At 68.4% G+C, this 16431-nt stretch carries 9 protein-coding genes; 6 read left to right on the top strand and 3 right to left on the bottom strand.

Annotated elements, in window-relative coordinates:
* Nucleotides 1-8: 8 nt before the first annotated feature.
* Together ACIPUC_RS23750 and ACIPUC_RS23745 are read left to right on the top strand one after the other, a co-directional pair.
* Complete coding sequence (locus tag ACIPUC_RS23750) at nt 9-2921, top strand: helicase-related protein (RefSeq protein WP_446591970.1); 2913 nt, start codon at nt 9-11, stop codon at nt 2919-2921.
* Nucleotides 2921-7081, top strand: coding sequence for an Eco57I restriction-modification methylase domain-containing protein (locus ACIPUC_RS23745; RefSeq protein ID WP_446591969.1), 4161 nt, complete (start codon nt 2921-2923; stop codon nt 7079-7081). The genes ACIPUC_RS23750 and ACIPUC_RS23745 overlap by 1 nt, the downstream gene beginning before the upstream one ends.
* Before the next feature lie 30 nt (nt 7082-7111).
* Here the strand turns inward: ACIPUC_RS23745 and ACIPUC_RS23740 are convergent, their stop codons facing one another.
* Both ACIPUC_RS23740 and ACIPUC_RS23735 read right to left on the bottom strand, forming a co-directional pair.
* Nucleotides 7112-7297: a DUF397 domain-containing protein gene (locus tag ACIPUC_RS23740; protein ID WP_446591968.1), complete on the bottom strand. Its 186-nt coding sequence runs from the start codon at nt 7295-7297 to the stop codon at nt 7112-7114.
* Nucleotides 7294-8148 carry a helix-turn-helix domain-containing protein gene (locus ACIPUC_RS23735; RefSeq protein WP_446591967.1) on the bottom strand — a complete coding sequence of 285 codons (855 nt, stop codon included), beginning with the start codon at nt 8146-8148 and terminating at the stop codon, nt 7294-7296. The genes ACIPUC_RS23740 and ACIPUC_RS23735 overlap by 4 nt, the downstream gene beginning before the upstream one ends.
* Before the next feature lie 161 nt (nt 8149-8309).
* Between ACIPUC_RS23735 and ACIPUC_RS23730 the strand changes: the two genes are divergently transcribed.
* On the top strand, nt 8310-8855 hold the full coding sequence (locus ACIPUC_RS23730) for an ATP-binding protein (RefSeq protein WP_446592267.1): 546 nt from the start codon (nt 8310-8312) through the stop codon (nt 8853-8855).
* Here the strand turns inward: ACIPUC_RS23730 and ACIPUC_RS23725 are convergent.
* The gene (locus tag ACIPUC_RS23725) at nt 8777-11143 is read right to left on the bottom strand and encodes a DUF2786 domain-containing protein (protein ID WP_446591966.1); all 2367 of its coding nucleotides are present in this window, start codon (nt 11141-11143) and stop codon (nt 8777-8779) included. The two genes, ACIPUC_RS23730 and ACIPUC_RS23725, sit on opposite strands and share 79 nt — an antisense overlap.
* 62 nt (nt 11144-11205) lie before the next feature.
* Here ACIPUC_RS23725 and ACIPUC_RS23720 point away from each other — a divergent pair, with 62 nt between their 5' ends.
* Genes ACIPUC_RS23720 through ACIPUC_RS23710 form a run of 3 tightly spaced genes read left to right on the top strand, consistent with a single transcriptional unit; the run spans nt 11206 to nt 16428 of the window.
* Nucleotides 11206-13038 carry a DUF4357 domain-containing protein gene (locus ACIPUC_RS23720; protein WP_446591965.1) on the top strand — a complete coding sequence of 611 codons (1833 nt, stop codon included), beginning with the start codon at nt 11206-11208 and terminating at the stop codon, nt 13036-13038.
* Nucleotides 13035-14246 carry an McrC family protein gene (locus ACIPUC_RS23715; RefSeq protein WP_446591963.1) on the top strand — a complete coding sequence of 404 codons (1212 nt, stop codon included), beginning with the start codon at nt 13035-13037 and terminating at the stop codon, nt 14244-14246. Before ACIPUC_RS23720 ends, ACIPUC_RS23715 begins: the two co-directional genes overlap by 4 nt.
* A gap of 40 nt (nt 14247-14286) precedes the next feature.
* Nucleotides 14287-16428 (top strand): UvrD-helicase domain-containing protein, encoded by a 2142-nt coding sequence (locus ACIPUC_RS23710; RefSeq protein WP_446591962.1) that lies wholly within the window; start codon nt 14287-14289, stop codon nt 16426-16428.
* Nucleotides 16429-16431: the final 3 nt, after the last annotated feature.

Here is a 16431-nt window from a genome sequence, read left to right as displayed (position 1 = left end):
CGACTCACATGGCACTCACGTACTCCGCCGGATCTCTGGTGACGGCCCGCGGCCGGGAATGGGTGGTACTCCCGGAGAGCAAGCCCGATCTGCTCGTCCTGCGCCCCCTCGGCGGATCGGACGACGACATCGCCGCAGTGTTCCCCGCCTTCGAGACGGTGGAGGATGCCGAGTTCGCACCGCCAGAGCCGTCCGACCTGGGTGACCAGCGCGCGGCGGGGCTGCTGCGCACGGCGCTGCGGATCGGTTTCCGCTCCGGTGCCGGCCCGTTCCGCTCCCTCGCCGGGATCGCGGTGGAGCCGCGCGCGTACCAGCTGGTGCCGCTGCTCATGTCCCTGCGCCAGCAGACCGTTCGGATGCTCATCTCCGACGACGTCGGCATCGGCAAGACGGTTGAGGCGGGCTTGATCGCGAGCGAACTCCTCGCCCAGGGCGAGGCGTCCGGGCTGGCAGTGCTCTGCTCCCCGGCCCTCGCCGAGCAGTGGCAGGAGGAACTGCGTTCCAAGTTCGGGATCGACGCGGAGCTGGTGCTGTCCTCCACGGTCTCCAGGCTGGAACGCGACCTGGACCTCGGCCAGTCCCTCTTCGACAAGCACCCGCAGGTGATCGTCTCGACGGACTTCATCAAGTCGACCCGTCACCGGGACGACTTCGTCCGCCACTGCCCCGATCTGGTCATCGTGGACGAGGCGCACACCTGCGTGGCAGCCGACGACACGACAGCCGGCGCCCAGAACCAGCTCCGCTACGAGTTGCTGCGCCGCGTCTCGGAGGACGAGCAGCGCCACCTCATCCTGGTGACGGCCACGCCGCACAGCGGCAAGGAGTCGGCTTTCCGCAACCTCCTGGGTCTGGTCAAGCCCGGGCTGGCATCGGTCGACTTGGATTCGGAGGCCGGCCGCAAGCTGCTGGCCCAGCACTTCGTGGCCCGCAAGCGGGCGGACGTCCGTACGTACCTCACCAAGGAGGACGGCCTCGACGACGACAGCCTCGCCCAGCGGACCGCCTTCCCCTCCGATCGCTACTTCAAGGACGAGACGTACAAGCTGTCCCCGGCCTACCGGGCCCTGCTCGACGACGCCATCGCCTACGCGAGCGATCGGGTGGAAGCCGCCGGCGCCCAGGGCGGGCGCGAGGCCCGCATCGCCTGGTGGTCGGCGATCGCCCTCCTGCGCTCGCTGGTGTCCTCGCCACGTGCGGCGGCGAAGACGTTGGTGACCCGCTCGGCGGCGGCGATCGCAGCATCGGCCGAGGAGGCCGACCGGCTGGGCGCTCCCCTCAACAGCGATGCCGCCGACAGCGACACGCTGGAGGGCATGGACGTGGCTCCCGGCGCAGAGACCGAGGAGGCGGGCGCACGCCTCGCCGAACTCGCCCAGCGGGCGGCCGACTTGGAGGGTACGGAGCAGGATCTGAAGCTCAAGGCCCTTATCAAGCACCTGAAGGGCCTGCTCGCCGACGGGTACCACCCGATCGTCTTCTGCCGCTACATCCCGACGGCCGAGTACGTGGCGGAGAAGCTGAAGGCCAAGGGAGGCGTGAAGGCCACGGTGGCCGCGGTCACCGGAACCCTCTCCCCCCAGCAGCGCATCGAGCGGATCGAGGAGCTCGCGGAAGAGGCCGGCACGGATCCGGCCGCCCGCAGGGTCCTGGTGGCGACGGACTGCCTCTCCGAGGGCGTCAACCTCCAGCACTACTTCGACGCGGTTGTCCACTACGACCTGGCCTGGAACCCGACCCGCCACGATCAGCGCGAAGGCCGTGTGGACCGCTACGGCCAGAAGCGCGACGAGGTGCGCGTCATCACCTTGTACGGCGCCGACAACGGCATCGACGGCAAGGTCCTCGAAGTCCTCATCAAGAAGCACCGGCAGATCAAGAAGGATCTCGGTATCTCCGTCTCCGTCCCGGACGAACTGTCCACCGGCGTGACGGACGCGATCGTGGAGTGGTTGCTGATGCGCGGCCGGAACGATCAGGACGCCTTGTTCAGCGCTGATGCCTTCAAGGTGAGCGCGGAGAAGCTGGACAGCGACTGGAATTCGGCGGCCGAGCGGGAGAAGGCATCCCGTTCCCGGTTCGCCCAACGTTCCATTCATCCGCAGGATGTGGCGCGCGAGGTCGCCACGATCCGCCAGGCGCTGGGCAGCGCCGGTGAGATCGACACCTTCGTACGGGAATCGCTCAGCGCGCTCGGTTCGGTGGTCCGCCCGGACGGGGAGGACTTCACTGCCCAGGTCGGCGGTACCCCGGCCGGCCTGCGGGACGCGCTCGCCCCGGTCGTCGGACCGGAGATCATCGAGAAGGACCGGCCGATCCCCTTCCGCTCCGACCCGGCGGTGACCCGCGGCGAAGCGGCCCTCGTGCGCACCGACCCGGTCGTCGGCGCGCTCGCGGCGCACGTCCTGAACGCCGCCCTCGACCGTGAGGCCGAGGGAGCCCGTCCGGCACGCAGGTGTGGCGTCGTCACCACGGACGCCGTCACCACCCGCACGACCTTGCTACTGGTCCGCTACCGCTTCCATCTGACCCTCCCCTCCCGCAGCGGTGAAAAGCAGATGGTCGCGGAGGACGCCCGGCTGCTGGCGTTCCAGGGCGCCCCGAGGAACGCGGTGTGGCTGTCGCAGCAGGAGGCCGTGGCCCTGCTGGACGCCTCGGCCTCCGAGAACACCGACTTCCACTACGGCGAGCGGACCATGACCCGCATCCTCGGTCAGCTCCCCGACGTGTCGGACCACCTCTCCGCGTACGGCGATGAGCTGGCCGCCGAGCTGGACGCCTCGCACCGCCGGGTCCGCGCCGTCACCGGCGAGTTCGTCCGCGGCCTGACCGTCACCGCGCAGAAGCCGGCCGATGTCCTCGGCGCGTACGTCTATCTCCCCGCCACGCCCGCTGTCGCCTCTGCCGGAGTGTCCGCCTGATGTCTGCCACCACCCGCCACCAGGTGTTCACCGCGGTTCAGACGGTCGGCGCCCTGCTGCCCGCCGACATGCTGGTCCGCGTCTCCCAGGGCACGGCCACCAAGGAGCTCCGCGGCCTCGCCCCGGCCGACTACCGCATCCCGGGCACTCGGTCCGTACGCGACGAGGCCGAGCGGCACTGGGACTACCTCAAATCGCTCTGGAGCGAAGTCCGCGACCGGCTGCCTGCCGCACCGGAGGCCGCCGTACGAGCCGACAGCACCGGCTATGCCCGCGCCAACTGGGTGGAGCCCCTCTTCGAGGCACTCGGCTTCGGCCGGCTCACCACGGTCGGGGCCGACGGGATCGCGTCGGCCGACGGCACCAAGAGCTTCCCGGTCAGCCACCGCCGCGACCACACCCTGATTCACCTCACGGCCTGGAACGTCACCCTCGACAAGCGCGGCGGTCCCGGCTCCCCTGCGCCGCAGTCCCTCCTCCAGGAGGCCCTCAACCGCACCGGCCCGGAACACCTGTGGGCCTTGCTCAGCAACGGCCGGCAGATCCGGCTGGTGCGCGACTCCAACGCGCTGACCACCGTCTCGTACGTCGAATTCGACCTGGAAGCGATCTTCGACGGCGAACTGTTCAGCGACTTCGTCCTCCTGTACCGGCTCCTGCACGCCTCCCGCTTCGAAGGCCCCGAGGGCGGCACCCAGGTCGGATGCTGGCTGGAGGTCTGGCGGGACGCGGCGATCCGCTTCGGCGCGCGCTTCCTCGACGACATCGGCGAGGGCGTACGGATGGCCATCAAGGAGCTCGGTACCGGCTTCCTCCAGCACCCCGACAACACCGCGCTGCGCGAGAAGCTTGATGTCACGGCCTACCACGCGGCGCTGCTCCGCCTCGTCTACCGCATGCTGTTCGTCTTCGTCGCCGAGGACCGCCAGGCCCTCCACCCGCCGACGGCAAGCGCGGAATCCCGCGAACGCTACGCGGCCTACTTCTCCACGACCCAGCTCCGCGCCCAGGCCCGCCGCCGCCACGGCACCTCGCACTCGGACCGCTACCAGGCCCTGCGCATCGTCCTCGACGCCCTCGGCGACCTCGAAGGCCGCCCCGAACTGGGCCTGCCGGCGCTCGGCGGCCTCTTCGACAAGCTCCCCGCGGACGCCCCGCTCGACGAGCTCTCCCTCTCCAACAAGCACCTCCTCGCCGCAGTCCGCCATCTATCGGTGGTCCGGGACACCGAGGCGAAGCGCTGGCGCAAGGTCGATTACCGCACTCTGGACGCCGAGGAGCTGGGTGCGATCTACGAGTCCCTCCTCTCGCTCGTCCCGCAGCACAGCGCGAGCGAGCGCAAGTTCGAGCTGGTGGACCGGCTGGGCAACGAGCGCAAGAAGACCGGCTCGTACTACACCCCCAGCTCGCTGGTCGAGGTTCTGCTCGACTCAACCCTCGACCCGGTGATAGGCGCGGCGCAGGAACGCGGCGAGGACCGGGTGGCTGCCGACGGCCGCCTGAACCCGGTGGAGACGGTGGTCGAGGAGCTCCTCTCCCTCACCGTCTGCGACCCGGCCTGCGGCTCCGGCCACTTCCTGGTCGCCGCAGCCCGCCGGATCGCGAAGCGGGTGGCTTCGGTGCGCGAGTCCACGCCGGAGCCGAGCGCTGACGGCGTCCGGCACGCCCTGCACGAGGTCGTCGCCCGGTGTATGTACGGCGTCGACCTCAACCCGATGGCCGTGGAGCTGGCCAAGGTATCGCTGTGGATGGAGGCCCTGGAGCCAGGCAAGGCCCTGGGCTTCCTCGACGGCCACATCAAGCACGGCAACGGCCTGATCGGGGCAACGCCGGCCCTGCTGCGGGGTGGTATCCCGAAGGAAGCGTTCAAGCCGGTCGAGGGTGACGACACGACGGTCGCCTCGCGCTGGCAAAAGGAGAACCAGGAACAGCGCGAGGGCGTCTACATGCTCGACGCCGAGCTCGAAGAGTCGGTAAGCGTCACCAATACGGCGTTCGCCATCGAGCTGCGCGCCGTGGTGGACAAGGCCCCGACCGACGAACTCGCCCAGGTCCGCGCCCTGGCCCGCCGCTACCAGGCATGGGGCGAAAGCAGCGCCTACCGCGACGCCCTGCACACGGCGGACGCGTGGTGCGCGGCCTTCATGTGGGAGAAGACGGACACGGCACCGCCGCCGGTGACCCAGCGAGTATTCCTCGCACTGCGGGACTCGGAGGGCTCGTCCGACGGCACGGGGGCCCGTCGGGAGACCCATAAGGAGATCTACCGTCTGGCGGAGGAATACCGCTTCTTCCACTGGCACCTGGAGTACCCCGAGGTCTTCACGGTCCCGGACGACCCGGCTGCGGCAGCGGACGTGGACCCGGTCACGGGGTGGGCGGGGGGGTTCGACTGCGTCCTGGGGAATCCGCCGTGGGACAAGGTCGATTTCGAGGACAAGAAGTATTTCAGTGTCGTCGAGCCGAGGCTCGCGGCGGTCGCCGGTACGACTCGCCGCGCTGAGATCGCGAAGTGGGCTGCCGAGAACCCTGAGGAAGGCGCCCGCTATCACTCGGCGCGACGCCGGGTGAAGTCGTCCTTCCTGTTCCTCGGGTCGTCAGGGGCGTATCCACAGCTCCGACGGGGACTGTCTGTGAAGGGCGTCAACTCACTCCAGACGGATCAGCTGTTCACCGAGCGGTTCGTATCCGTCACGGCACCCAGGGGCCGCTGCGGAATGGTGGTTCCTACCCAGATCGCCACCGGAGCGGGGGCTCAGTTCCTGTTCCAGGATCTGACGCGGCGGGGCGTGGTAAAGCATCTGTACGACTTCGAGAACGGCAGACGGGAAAGATTGTTCCCGGCTGTACACTCCAGCTATCAGTTCGCACTTATCTCGCTCACCGGCCGCGACCTGACAGAGTCGGCCGCCCGTTTTGCGTTCTTCCTTGGGCACCCGGACGAGCTCTCTGATGGGAGAGCTGTTTTCGCACTTTCACCCGAAGAGATTGCGCTCATTAACCCGAACACCGGGACGCTTCCTGTGTTCCGTACCCGTCGGGACGCCGATCTGACAGCCTCCATTCAACGCCATGTGCCCGTCCTGGTCGAGGAGAACAATCCAGAGGGCAACCCCTGGCGCATCACGTTCAAAAACTTCTTCAACATGACCGATGACTATGACCTGTTCAGTGATCGGAAGACCCTCGAGGCGGCGGAATGGGAGTTGGAAGGGAACGTCTTCACACGGGATGGAAAGCGGATGCTGCCCCTATACGAGGGCAAGATGGCACACCTCTTCGATCATCGCTGGAATCAGTACTACGGACTTGGAAACGATGAATACGAACGTGTCCCACTTGAAGTAAAGGAAGACGTAGCAGGCGTCACACTTCCTCGCCATTGGATCCAGGAATCAGGCCGCATTCCTACCGTCCGCCGAGGCAAGAAGATGACCATCGCAGGCGTCGATCTGCGCCTTGAAGAGTTGACATGGGAGCGGGACTGGCTACTCGGGTGGCGCGATGTTGCACGTACAACGGATGAGCGAACTGCCATTCCCGCGTTCCTGCCAAAGGTGGCAGTTGGTCACACTTTCCCTCTCATGTTCGTCGACGGCCCCGCTTCGCATGTCGCCGCCATGGTCTCCGCTCAGAGCTCCCTCGTGTTCGACTTTGTGGCTCGCCAGAAGGTCGGCGGCATCCACATGGCCTTGATGACGTGGAAGCAGCTCCCGGTACCAACGCCGAAGCATCTGGCCCCTCACACCTCGTTCATCACCAGTCGAGCCTTGGAGTTGATCTACTCCTCATCAGAGCTGGAACCCCTGGCCCGCGACCTCGGCGACGCCGGTCCTCCCTTCATCTGGAATCCGGAGCGCCGCGCACTGATCCGCGCCGAGCTGGACGCCTACTTCTTCCACCTCTACGGCGTCTCCCGCGAGGACACCGAGTACATCCTGGAGTCCTTCCAGACCGAGAACGGCGGCCTCAAGAACAACGAGATCGCCCGCTACGGCGAATACCGCACCAAGCACCTCGTCCTCACCGAGTACGACCGCATGGCAGCGGCAGGCCTGAGCATGGAGAAACCTCTCGTGGACGGCGAGAACTACACGTCCACCCTCACCCCGCCGCCGGGCCACGGCCCGCGCCATCCGGCCCGACCCGAGGCCGGCTGACGTACCGCCGGCACGCGGCTGAGCGCAGGCTCAGCCGCGCGCGGCGTACCTCACGAACTGCGCCCAGCCCTCGCGGCCAACGGCGAAGTGCGGGCGCTCCACGTCCTTGGAGTCCCGCACTCGTACGGCCCGCCCTGTGGCGGCGACCTCGATGCAATCGCCACCCTGGGCGCTGCTGTAACTGGACGTGAACCACATCAGTTCGGTGCCGCTCATAGCGCTCCTCGCATCCGCTCCAGCAGGCCCGTGGAGTCCTTCGGAGAGAGAGCCTGCGCGCGCAGTCTCGCATAGCGCATCTGGATCCTGCTGACCTCCTTCGCGTCGGTGATCAAACGACCACTCTCCTGCCCCTCCGAGTACGCATACCTCCGCCCGTCCGGAGTTTCCAACAACCGCACGGGACCGGCAAGGCAAGCATGTTGCTCACTGTCTGCAGGCATGATCTGAAGCGTCGTGTTACGCAAGGCGCTCAGCTCGACTATGTGATCGAGTAGTTCACGCGTCACCTCAACTCCCCCGAGGCAGAGCATGAGAACCGCCTCCTCGATGACGAAGTCGAACGTGCTGTTGGGCTTCTCGCGCAGCAGCCTCTGTCGCTCCATTCGCGCGCCCACAGTAGCTTCCAGCTGCTCGTTGCTGAGCGGCGGAATGTCGTTCTCACAGAGGGCCCGCGCATACCCCTCGGACTGCAACAGCCCCGGCACCAGCCTGCACTCATACGTGGACAGACTCACCGCCACCCGCTCCAGCCGCGCCCACCGCCGGAACCACGCCGCCAGCCCTGGCTCGCCCCGCGTCAGGTGCCGGGCCGCCTTCCGCAGCGCGCCCGTGTTGCCCAGCGCCGCCTCCGCCCGTTCCACGAACTCCTCGTCCGGCATCCGCCGCCCGAGCTCCACCGACTCCACCGTGTGCTTCGAGAACCGCACCAGGAGCGCGAACTCGGCCCGGCTCAGGCCCGCGTGCTCGCGCAGGGCCTGGACGACCGCCCCGAAGGTCCGGAGACCGTCCGAAGGGTCCGGTTCCCGCTCCCAGTCGCCCGCCGCCGTCTCGACGTCGTCGATCGTCATCCGCCGTACCCTCCGGATCCCACGCCCCGCCTATCCCACGCCCGCCTCACCAAGCGTGACGCCGCAGCCACGTACTGTCCACCCGCTGTGCCCGTACGCTGACGCCGCGTACGGGGTACGCCGCTGGTGAACCAGCCCCCGCACCCGCCAACGTGGCAGCCATGCACCCCTCATGGCCGCAACCCGACTGCACTGAGCGTGGGTTCACCCAGCTCCTGTCCTCCACCCGCCGCGGCGCCCGTCTCGCCCGGCTGCTCGCGACCGCCGAGCTCCAAGGCTGGGACCTTCCACCCCACGTCGCGGAACGCGCCACGCAGATCACCGCTGAGCTCGCCGCCAACGCCGTTCTCCACGGACACGTCCGCGGCCGCTCCTTCCGGCTGACTCTCAGCCTGGACTTCCCCGCCGGCCCGCTCCGCATCGAGGTCACCGACGCACGCGGCGACCGCCCACCCACACCCCGGCACACCCCCGATGAGGCATCCGGCCGGGGCTTGCTCCTGGTCGCCGCGCTCGCCGACCGCTGGGGCTGCGAGCCGTATCCGCCCGGCGGTAAAACCGTGTGGGCCGAGGTCTCCCCCGGCCCACAGCACCCTGGCCCGGTCGTCGACCGGGCCCCCTGCCTGAATTACGCGAACCAGTCTCCCTCGCCGAAGGCCGGACTGCCGATGTCCGCGTACCGCCCGTCGGCGACTCCCTGCCGGTAGCCGGTGCCCTTGAACTTGGTCGGGTTCTGCTTCTTCAGCCTCGGGTACTTGGTGGCGAGGCGCGACTCGACCACGTGCGTCCTGTCCGCGAGGACCAGAGCCACGCTGCGCGCGTCGGCCCCCTGCCCGGCGCCCGGTTCGGCTTCCCGCTCGGCGTCCGTCTTGGCGGCCTGCTGGACGGCGCCAACCCGTGCTGCCACCTCGCGGATGAAGCCGAGCATCCAGGACCTCTTGTAGGCCCGCGCGTCCTCTCCGGCAGGACGGTGCAGGCGATCCGCGCGGTCCGCGCCGTCCAGCATCTGCAGACGCAGGCTGGCGAAGAGCACCTCGGCCGCCTGGATGTCGGCCTCGAAGCCGAACAGGTGCACGCGGTGCTTGTTCGCCTTGCCGCCCGGGTAGACGGACCGGCACCGCATTTCGTGGCTGATCCAGCTGAGCAGGCGCCGCACCTCCTTGACGTAGGGAGGGCACACTTCGATGATCCGGTCCACGGGTCCGGCCTGGTCGGCCGCATCGTCGATCATCGCCTGTTCGATGCCGTACTTGGCCATGAGCTCAGTGGCCTTGGCCATGTAGGCGCGGGCCTCCTCTTCGCCCGCAGCCGGGCTCTCGGCCTTGCGCAGAAGTGCCCTGACCTTTTCCAGCAGGGCCTCGGGAAGTCCCCGGTCCGACATTCGCCGTGCAGAGGCGGGCGGCTCGGGTGCGGGGCCACCGTCCGGTCGCGGACGCGGGACTCCCATGTCCCAGTCATCCCGGTCTTCCCCGTCGCCGCCGCCCTGCTCCTCGGCAAGCGCCTCCGCGAGGTCCTCCGGCTCCGGGACCAATTCGGCCAGACGGCCCAGCGCCCAGCGGCGCCAGGCGACCGCGTCATCCGAGCGGATGTGTGCGCGCAGGGAACGGAGCTGTCGAAAATCCCCATCGGCCTGCGGCATGAGGAACTCGAGCCGCGCCTGCCCCAGTTGGCAGAGCGCAAGCAGTGCGCAAAGGTCCGACGCACTGTCCGGACCGTAGCGGACTTCGATTCCGGGCTCGGGGTACCACTCCTCGTTCTCGGCCCAGGGGTCGTCGAAGAGGTCGAAGGCATCGATCGGGGTCTCCTCACCCGTCACGACCCGGACGACAGAGGGGGTGGGCCTCCCCGAGTAGGCCAGCGCCGCCGCCCTCTCCTCTCGGGAGGTGACGATGTGGTACCAGACCGGGACCGTGCCGGACGTGTCGTGCCACGTCACTTCGCCCTGCCGACTGTGTTCCCGTGCTTGCCGCTGAACGTCCGCACTCAGCCGCCTGTCGTCCCAGTCCTCCTCACCTGGCTGCTCCTGTGAGTCGAGAAACGCTTCCAGGTAGTCGGCGGCCGATCGGCGGGCACCGTGCCTGCTGTCGGCCAGCAGGGACCGCTCACACGCAGAGAGCGCATCGATCACCGGCTGGAGCACGAGCGACATGTAGCGCTTGCCGGCCTCGGACAGCTCGGCGAGGAAAGCCCGGGTGGCCTCGGTCCCTCCTTCCTGCTGCCTGCGGCGCCATGCTTCGAGCTGTTCGACTCGGGCTTGCTGCTCGGCCAGCCACTCCAGGTGTCCTGCGCCCTGGAGGTGCTCCTCGCGCAGCAGCACGGAGTCCTGCACCGCGGCGGTGGTGTCCGACCCGTTGAGAACAGCCTGCGCCAGGAGTCTCAGCGGCTCCGGCTCGCCGGCGAAGAACTCCGCGGGCGTCACGAGCCCCCGGCCGTGCGCGTGCGGCGCGTGCTCGGGACGGTCGATCTCACCGTTCCATGGAATGTCCGCCGACCACCGCGCCCGCCATCCCGCGAAGTCCCTGGCCTGATCCCCCGTACGGGGCTGTTTCCTGCGCCACCACCACAGCAGCATCTCCTCCCAGCCCCTGGCATTCCAGGACCAGAGAGCCGGTTCGCCGCACCACGCAATACGGGACCGGAGTTCCCGTACCCCTCCCTCGAGGTCGTGAAGATGCCCACCGGGAATCAGCCGCTCCAGCCAGCCGGCGCTCTCGGCCACGGGCTGCGCCCGCGCCTCGTCCGCCGCTAACCTCGCGACCGCCACCGCCGCGACCAGCCGCCCATCACCGAGATCGGTGGGAAGCAGCTTGTACAGCCGGGGCCCGGCATCCTCCATCACGGTGGCCAGGTGCCCGACTCTGGCCTCCAGCCACTCCGCTCGCGCCCGCTGAAAGTCCCGCTCCGTCGGCCCGTCCGTGCCTCTGTCTGTCATGTGCCCCCTCCTCGTTCCAGGGCACATCCTAGGAAGCTGGGCGATCTCTGTACGGCCGCCCACCCGTCAGTGACTCCCCGTACGCTTCACGCACGACCAGACCCGCGGGTGGCAGGGGGAGTTTCATGAGCGACGCATACCCGGAGTTTCGGCTACGCCTGCCGAACGGCGGGCCGGAAGCCTTGGGAAGGCTGCTGGCTGAGAAGGGCGCGAGGGGGAGCCGGAAGTTCATCGTGGCGGCGGGATCTCCGGTCCGCGCCGAGGTGGTGCAGTCTTTCGCGGTACGCAAACCGCCCTCGCACCGCACTCGACAGCAACTGATCGCCGAGGGCGCCATCCGGGAGTCCAGCCGACGCCCGGGATGGCTGGAAACAGTGCGGGACATCGAGTTCTCCTCCCCGTCGGCGGCCGCCGAAGTCCTCATGGGCTGCAGTGTCAACGGGTGGGGAGTGTGGAAGTCCGCTGATGGTCAGTCACTCGCCGCCTACCTCGGCCAGGCAGCGGACGGCCCGAATCGTTGCTGGCTGGTGCGCGGCTCGAACGTGACCGGTCTCGATCTCGTTCAGCGTCTCTGGCTGTCGGACGGCTGCGTCACGCTGGCTGCCTCCCGGCTGCGGCAAGGCGTCCAGCAGGGCATCAGCAAGGAAGATCTGCGCACTCTCGTCCAAGAGGACTACGAGTCCACGGCCACGTACAGCCAAAGACAGCAACTCGTCGAGAGCGTGCACGCCTTCCTGTCCCGGATGAAGCCCGGGGACACCGTGTGCACCATCTCAGGCGGCCGGTTGTACGCCGGCCAGATCACCGGAGAGGCAGAGCAGACGGAGTCCGAGGGCGGACGGTCGAATCTACGGAGGCCGGTGGAATGGCAGCCGACGGGATATGCCTACGACGAGCTGCCGGAAGAGCTTCAGCAAAAGCTGTCCATCCAGCACGATGTCGTGGAGCTGACCGCCGTGCAGGCCGTCATCGACGGTCTGGGACTCACGAACGAGGAGCTGGCGGAGGAGGCCGAGGCCATAGAGCGGGATCCCAGCATGGAGATTCCGGCCATCACCGTCCGGCGCGAGCTGGAACTGCCCGCGCCGACGGACGAGCTGGCGGCAGAGCTTCTCGTACACGAGACGGAGTGGTTGCGCGAGGTTCGTGATCTCCTCTGGGACGACCGCCAGTTGGTCTTCTACGGACCTCCTGGAACGGGGAAGACATATCTCGCTCTCCAGCTCGCGGAGTTCTTCGGCGGCGGCCCCGAGCAGGTGAAACTGGTCCAGTTCCACCCCTCCTACGCGTACGAGGACTTCTTCGAGGGGTTCCGACCGCAGGAGGACCCCGAGTCCCGGGAGGTCGCTTTCCGTCTGACGGCCGGCCCGCTGCGCGAACTGGCCGATCTCGCCTCGCGCGAGGGTAACCGGCACATCCCACACTTCCTGATCATCGACGAGATCAACCGGGCCAACCTGGCCAAGGTCTTCGGCGAGCTGTACTTCCTCCTCGAGTACCGCAACAAGTCGGTCCGCTTGACCTACTCCGGCGACGACTTCGCGCTGCCGCCGAACCTGTTCGTGATCGGCACGATGAACACGGCCGACCGGTCCATCGCACTGGTGGATGCGGCGATGCGGCGCAGGTTCGCTTTCGTGGAGCTGTCCCCCCGGACCCAGCCGACCAGTGGGCTGCTGCGACGGTGGCTGACCTCGCAGGGCAGGGACAGCGAGCCCGCGGATCTCCTGGAGGTACTGAACTCCCGGATCGAGGACCCGGACTTCAGGATCGGCCCCTCGTACCTGATGAAGAAGGGTGTCTACCGGGACGGCGGTCTGGAGCGCACCTGGCGGACGAAGATCCTTCCGCTGCTGGAGGAACACCACTACGGCGAGGACGTGGACATCGAGAAGCGGTACGGGATCACGGCACTGCGGGCTTCCCTTCCGGGTCCGCTGCCGGAGCCGTCGGCGTGAGCCAGACCATCGAGCTGGTCGAACACGCCCCCGCGACCAGCCACACCCTGCCGGACGCCATGGGCCGGGCCCTCGCAGCCTCCCGGATCGTGGACGCCGCGCCGGATCCGCACACCCCGGGCCACTGGCTGCTGCGCGCCGGCAGCAAGGTGGGCGCGGTGGCCGTCACGGCGCCCGGAGGCGGTTCGATCGTCCTCCGTGTCACACCCAAGGTGCCCATCCCCCGGCTCTTCTTCCTATTGGGCTACAGCCTCAATCCGGCTGGCACCTGGCGGGACGGGCAGGTCGAGGTGGCGGAACACCGCGATCTGCTGCCGGCGCTCGCGCACGCGGTGGAACGGCAGATCGACCGGGCACTGCGCCGAGGGCTGTTGCAGGGATACCGGACGACCGAGGAGAGTTCCCTCGTCGTACGGGGCCGGATCCGCGAGGCCGAGCAGATACGGCGCCGCTTCGGTGCGGCGCTGCCCGTCGAGGTGGCGTACGACGAGTTCACCACGGACATCGCGGAGAACCGGATCCTGCGCGCGGCCGTGGAGCGGCTGCTGCGGCTGCCCGCCGTGCCTCACGAGGTACGCCGCAGGCTGCATCACCAGCGCCGCCGTCTTGCCGATGTCACCCCCGTGGTACGGGGGCATCTGGTGCCGGCCTGGTTCCCGAACCGGCTGAACGCCCGCTACCACCCGGCACTCCGGCTGGCCCGGGTCGTGCTGGACGGCTCGTCCGCGGAGCACACGGCGGGATCCCTGCACGTGGACGGCTTCCTGTTCGACATGAACAGACTGTTCGAGGACTTCGTGACGGTCGCGATGCGCGAGGCGCTGAGCGGTAGCGGGCTGACCGGACGCCTCCAGGACCCCCACCACCTCGACGAGGCCGCCGAGATCCGCATGCGTCCCGACTTCGTGGCCTACGGACCCGACGGCCTCCCCATGGCGGTGGCCGACGCCAAGTACAAGGCGCAGAAACGGGACGGTTATCCGGATGCGGATCTCTACCAGATGCTGGCCTACTGCACCGCGCTCGGACTGCCCGAGGGTCACCTCGTCTACGCCAAGGGCAATGCCCCGCACACCGCCCACCGTGTCCGTCATGCGGGGACCGTCATCCACCAGCATGCTCTGGACCTCGACCAGGATCCCACCGGTCTGCTCGCAGATGTAGCGGCCGTAACTCGACAGATGCGCAGCACCTCCCCCACCCTATGATCGACTCCGGAGTGTCCGTCCAGGGTGGGGAGTACACATCGTGCCGCAGCTCGCGTTCGCCAGCAGTTTCTGGGAGAGCTTCGAGGTCCTCGAGAAGCCGGTCCGAGCCGGCGTGCGCAAGGCGATGAGCAAGTTCCAGCAGCTGACGGTCGCAGAGCTCTATGCCGACAAGGGCCTCCACCTTGAATCCGTGGACAAGGCCCGTGACCGCCGGATGCGCACCATCCGCATCAACGACTTCTGGCGTGGGGTCGTCCTCGCGCCGGATGACGGCAGTGAGGTGTTCCTGCTCGTCAATGTGGTTCCGCACGACGACGCCTATACCTGGGCCGCGAAGCGGCTCTACACGACGAACACCGCGACCCGGAGCCTCGAGGTACGCAACGTCGTCGCCATCGAGCAGCTGACCCCGGCGCTGGAGAAGGCCGCCGCCGACGCACCGTCCCTGCTGTTCGCGGGGTACTCGGACACCGTACTGCGCGATCTGGGAATCGACGAGCAGGTCCTGCGGGCGGTGCGCACCGTCATCGACAAGCCGCAGCTGGAGGCGTTCGGGACGCTGCTGCCGGAGGACCAGTTCGAGGCACTGCAGTACCTGGCCGAGGGGTTCACCCCGGACGAGGTGTACCGGGACGTCGTCGCCGTGCGCCGCCCCTCGGACGCCGGCCCCGACCCGGACGAGTCCCTCGCCGTCGTGATCGCCAACACCACCAGCCGTATCACTCTGGTCACCGGCCCGGACGAACTGACCGACATCCTGGAGAAGCCGTTCGCGGCCTGGCGGGTGTTCCTGCACCCGTCGCAGCGCCGGGTCGCCTACCGGATGTCGTACAGCGGCCCGGTTCAGGTCACAGGCGGCCCGGGGACCGGCAAGACGGTGGTGGCGCTGCACCGCGTCAAGCACCTGCTGTCCCGCTCGCCCGGCACCCGAATCCTGCTCACCACCTACACCAACGCGTTGGCCGCCTCGCTGCGCGAGAGCCTGTCCCTGTTGCTGGACGGTGACGAGGCTCTGCTCGCCCGCGTCGATGTGACCACGGTCAACGCATTCGCCCACCGCATCGTCGGGGATCTCGCCGGTGCGGCGCCCTCCCTCCTCGGCGACCGGGAGGAGCTGGCCCTGTGGCAGCAGGCCATCAAGAAGTGCGGCGTGCCGTGGACGGAGCAGTTCCTCTCGCAGGAGTACCGACACGTGGTCCTGGCTCAGGACATCCGCGGCCTGGACGACTATCTCGCGGCGTCTCGCAGGGGTCGCGGCAGTGCCCTGTCCACGGCTCAGCGGAAGCGGCTGTGGCCCACACTCGAGCTGTTCGAGTCCTTGCTCCGGGAATCGTCGAAGTCCACCCACCTACAAATCTGCGCGCGTGCCGCCCGGCTCCTGACGGAAGCCGGCCCTGGATACGACCATGTCGTGGTCGACGAGGCACAGGACCTCCACCCGGCCCAGTGGCGGGTGCTGCGCGCCGCGGTCACGGCCGGCAGCGACGACCTGTTCCTCACCGGCGACCCGCACCAGCGGATCTACGACTCGAAGGTCTCCCTCGGTTCGCTGGGAATCTCGGTGACCGGACGCGCCAGCCGACTGCGCATCAACTACCGCAGCACAGAGGAGATTCTGGCCTGGTCGACCGGTATCTTGTCGCAGATCCCGGTCGGCGATCTCGGTGGTGAGGGCACGGACAGCCTGACCGGCTACCACTCCCTGCTGCACGGCCGCAGGCCGAGTGTGCGGAGCCACCAGAGTGAGCAGGCCGAGATTTCGGCTCTCGTCGAGCGGGTGGAGGAGTGGATCGCGCAGGGCGTACGCCCCTCCGAGATCGGGGTCTGCGCCCGCTTCAACATCCTTCTCGACAAGGCGTACGACAGGCTGCTCGCGGCCGGAATCCCGGTGGTACGGGTTCGGGACAACCCGGGTCCGAACACCGCCGGCGTGCGGTTGGCCACCATGCACTCCATGAAGGGCCTGGAGTTCCGGTGTGTGGCCGTCCTCGGGGTGACGGCAAGCGCCCTGCCCTTCAGCCGCGAGGTCACACCGGCCGAGGTGGACGCCCTCCAGCACGACTCCGACCTGCTGCGTGAGCGCTGCCTGCTGTTCGTCGCGTGCACCCGGGCACGTGAGGCCCTGCAAGTGTCCTGGAGTGGGCGGCCGAGTGCGTTCGTTCCCGAGGCCGTCGGCCGCTGAGCA

The sequence above is a fragment of the Streptomyces sp. LARHCF249 genome (genome assembly GCF_052871255.1).
This window is presented reverse-complemented; position numbering and strand designations above follow the sequence as displayed.

Excerpts from the sequence above, each read along its gene's own strand:
- ACIPUC_RS23745 (WP_446591969.1), top strand. The coding sequence starts at position 2,921 with ATGTCTGCCACCACCCGCCACCAGGTGTTCACCGCGGTTCAGACGGTC.
- ACIPUC_RS23720 (WP_446591965.1), top strand. The coding sequence starts at position 11,206 with ATGAGCGACGCATACCCGGAGTTTCGGCTACGCCTGCCGAACGGCGGG.
- ACIPUC_RS23730 (WP_446592267.1), top strand. The coding sequence starts at position 8,310 with ATGCACCCCTCATGGCCGCAACCCGACTGCACTGAGCGTGGGTTCACC.
- ACIPUC_RS23735 (WP_446591967.1), bottom strand. The coding sequence starts at position 8,148 with ATGACGATCGACGACGTCGAGACGGCGGCGGGCGACTGGGAGCGGGAA.
- ACIPUC_RS23750 (WP_446591970.1), top strand. The coding sequence starts at position 9 with ATGGCACTCACGTACTCCGCCGGATCTCTGGTGACGGCCCGCGGCCGG.
- ACIPUC_RS23740 (WP_446591968.1), bottom strand. The coding sequence starts at position 7,297 with ATGAGCGGCACCGAACTGATGTGGTTCACGTCCAGTTACAGCAGCGCC.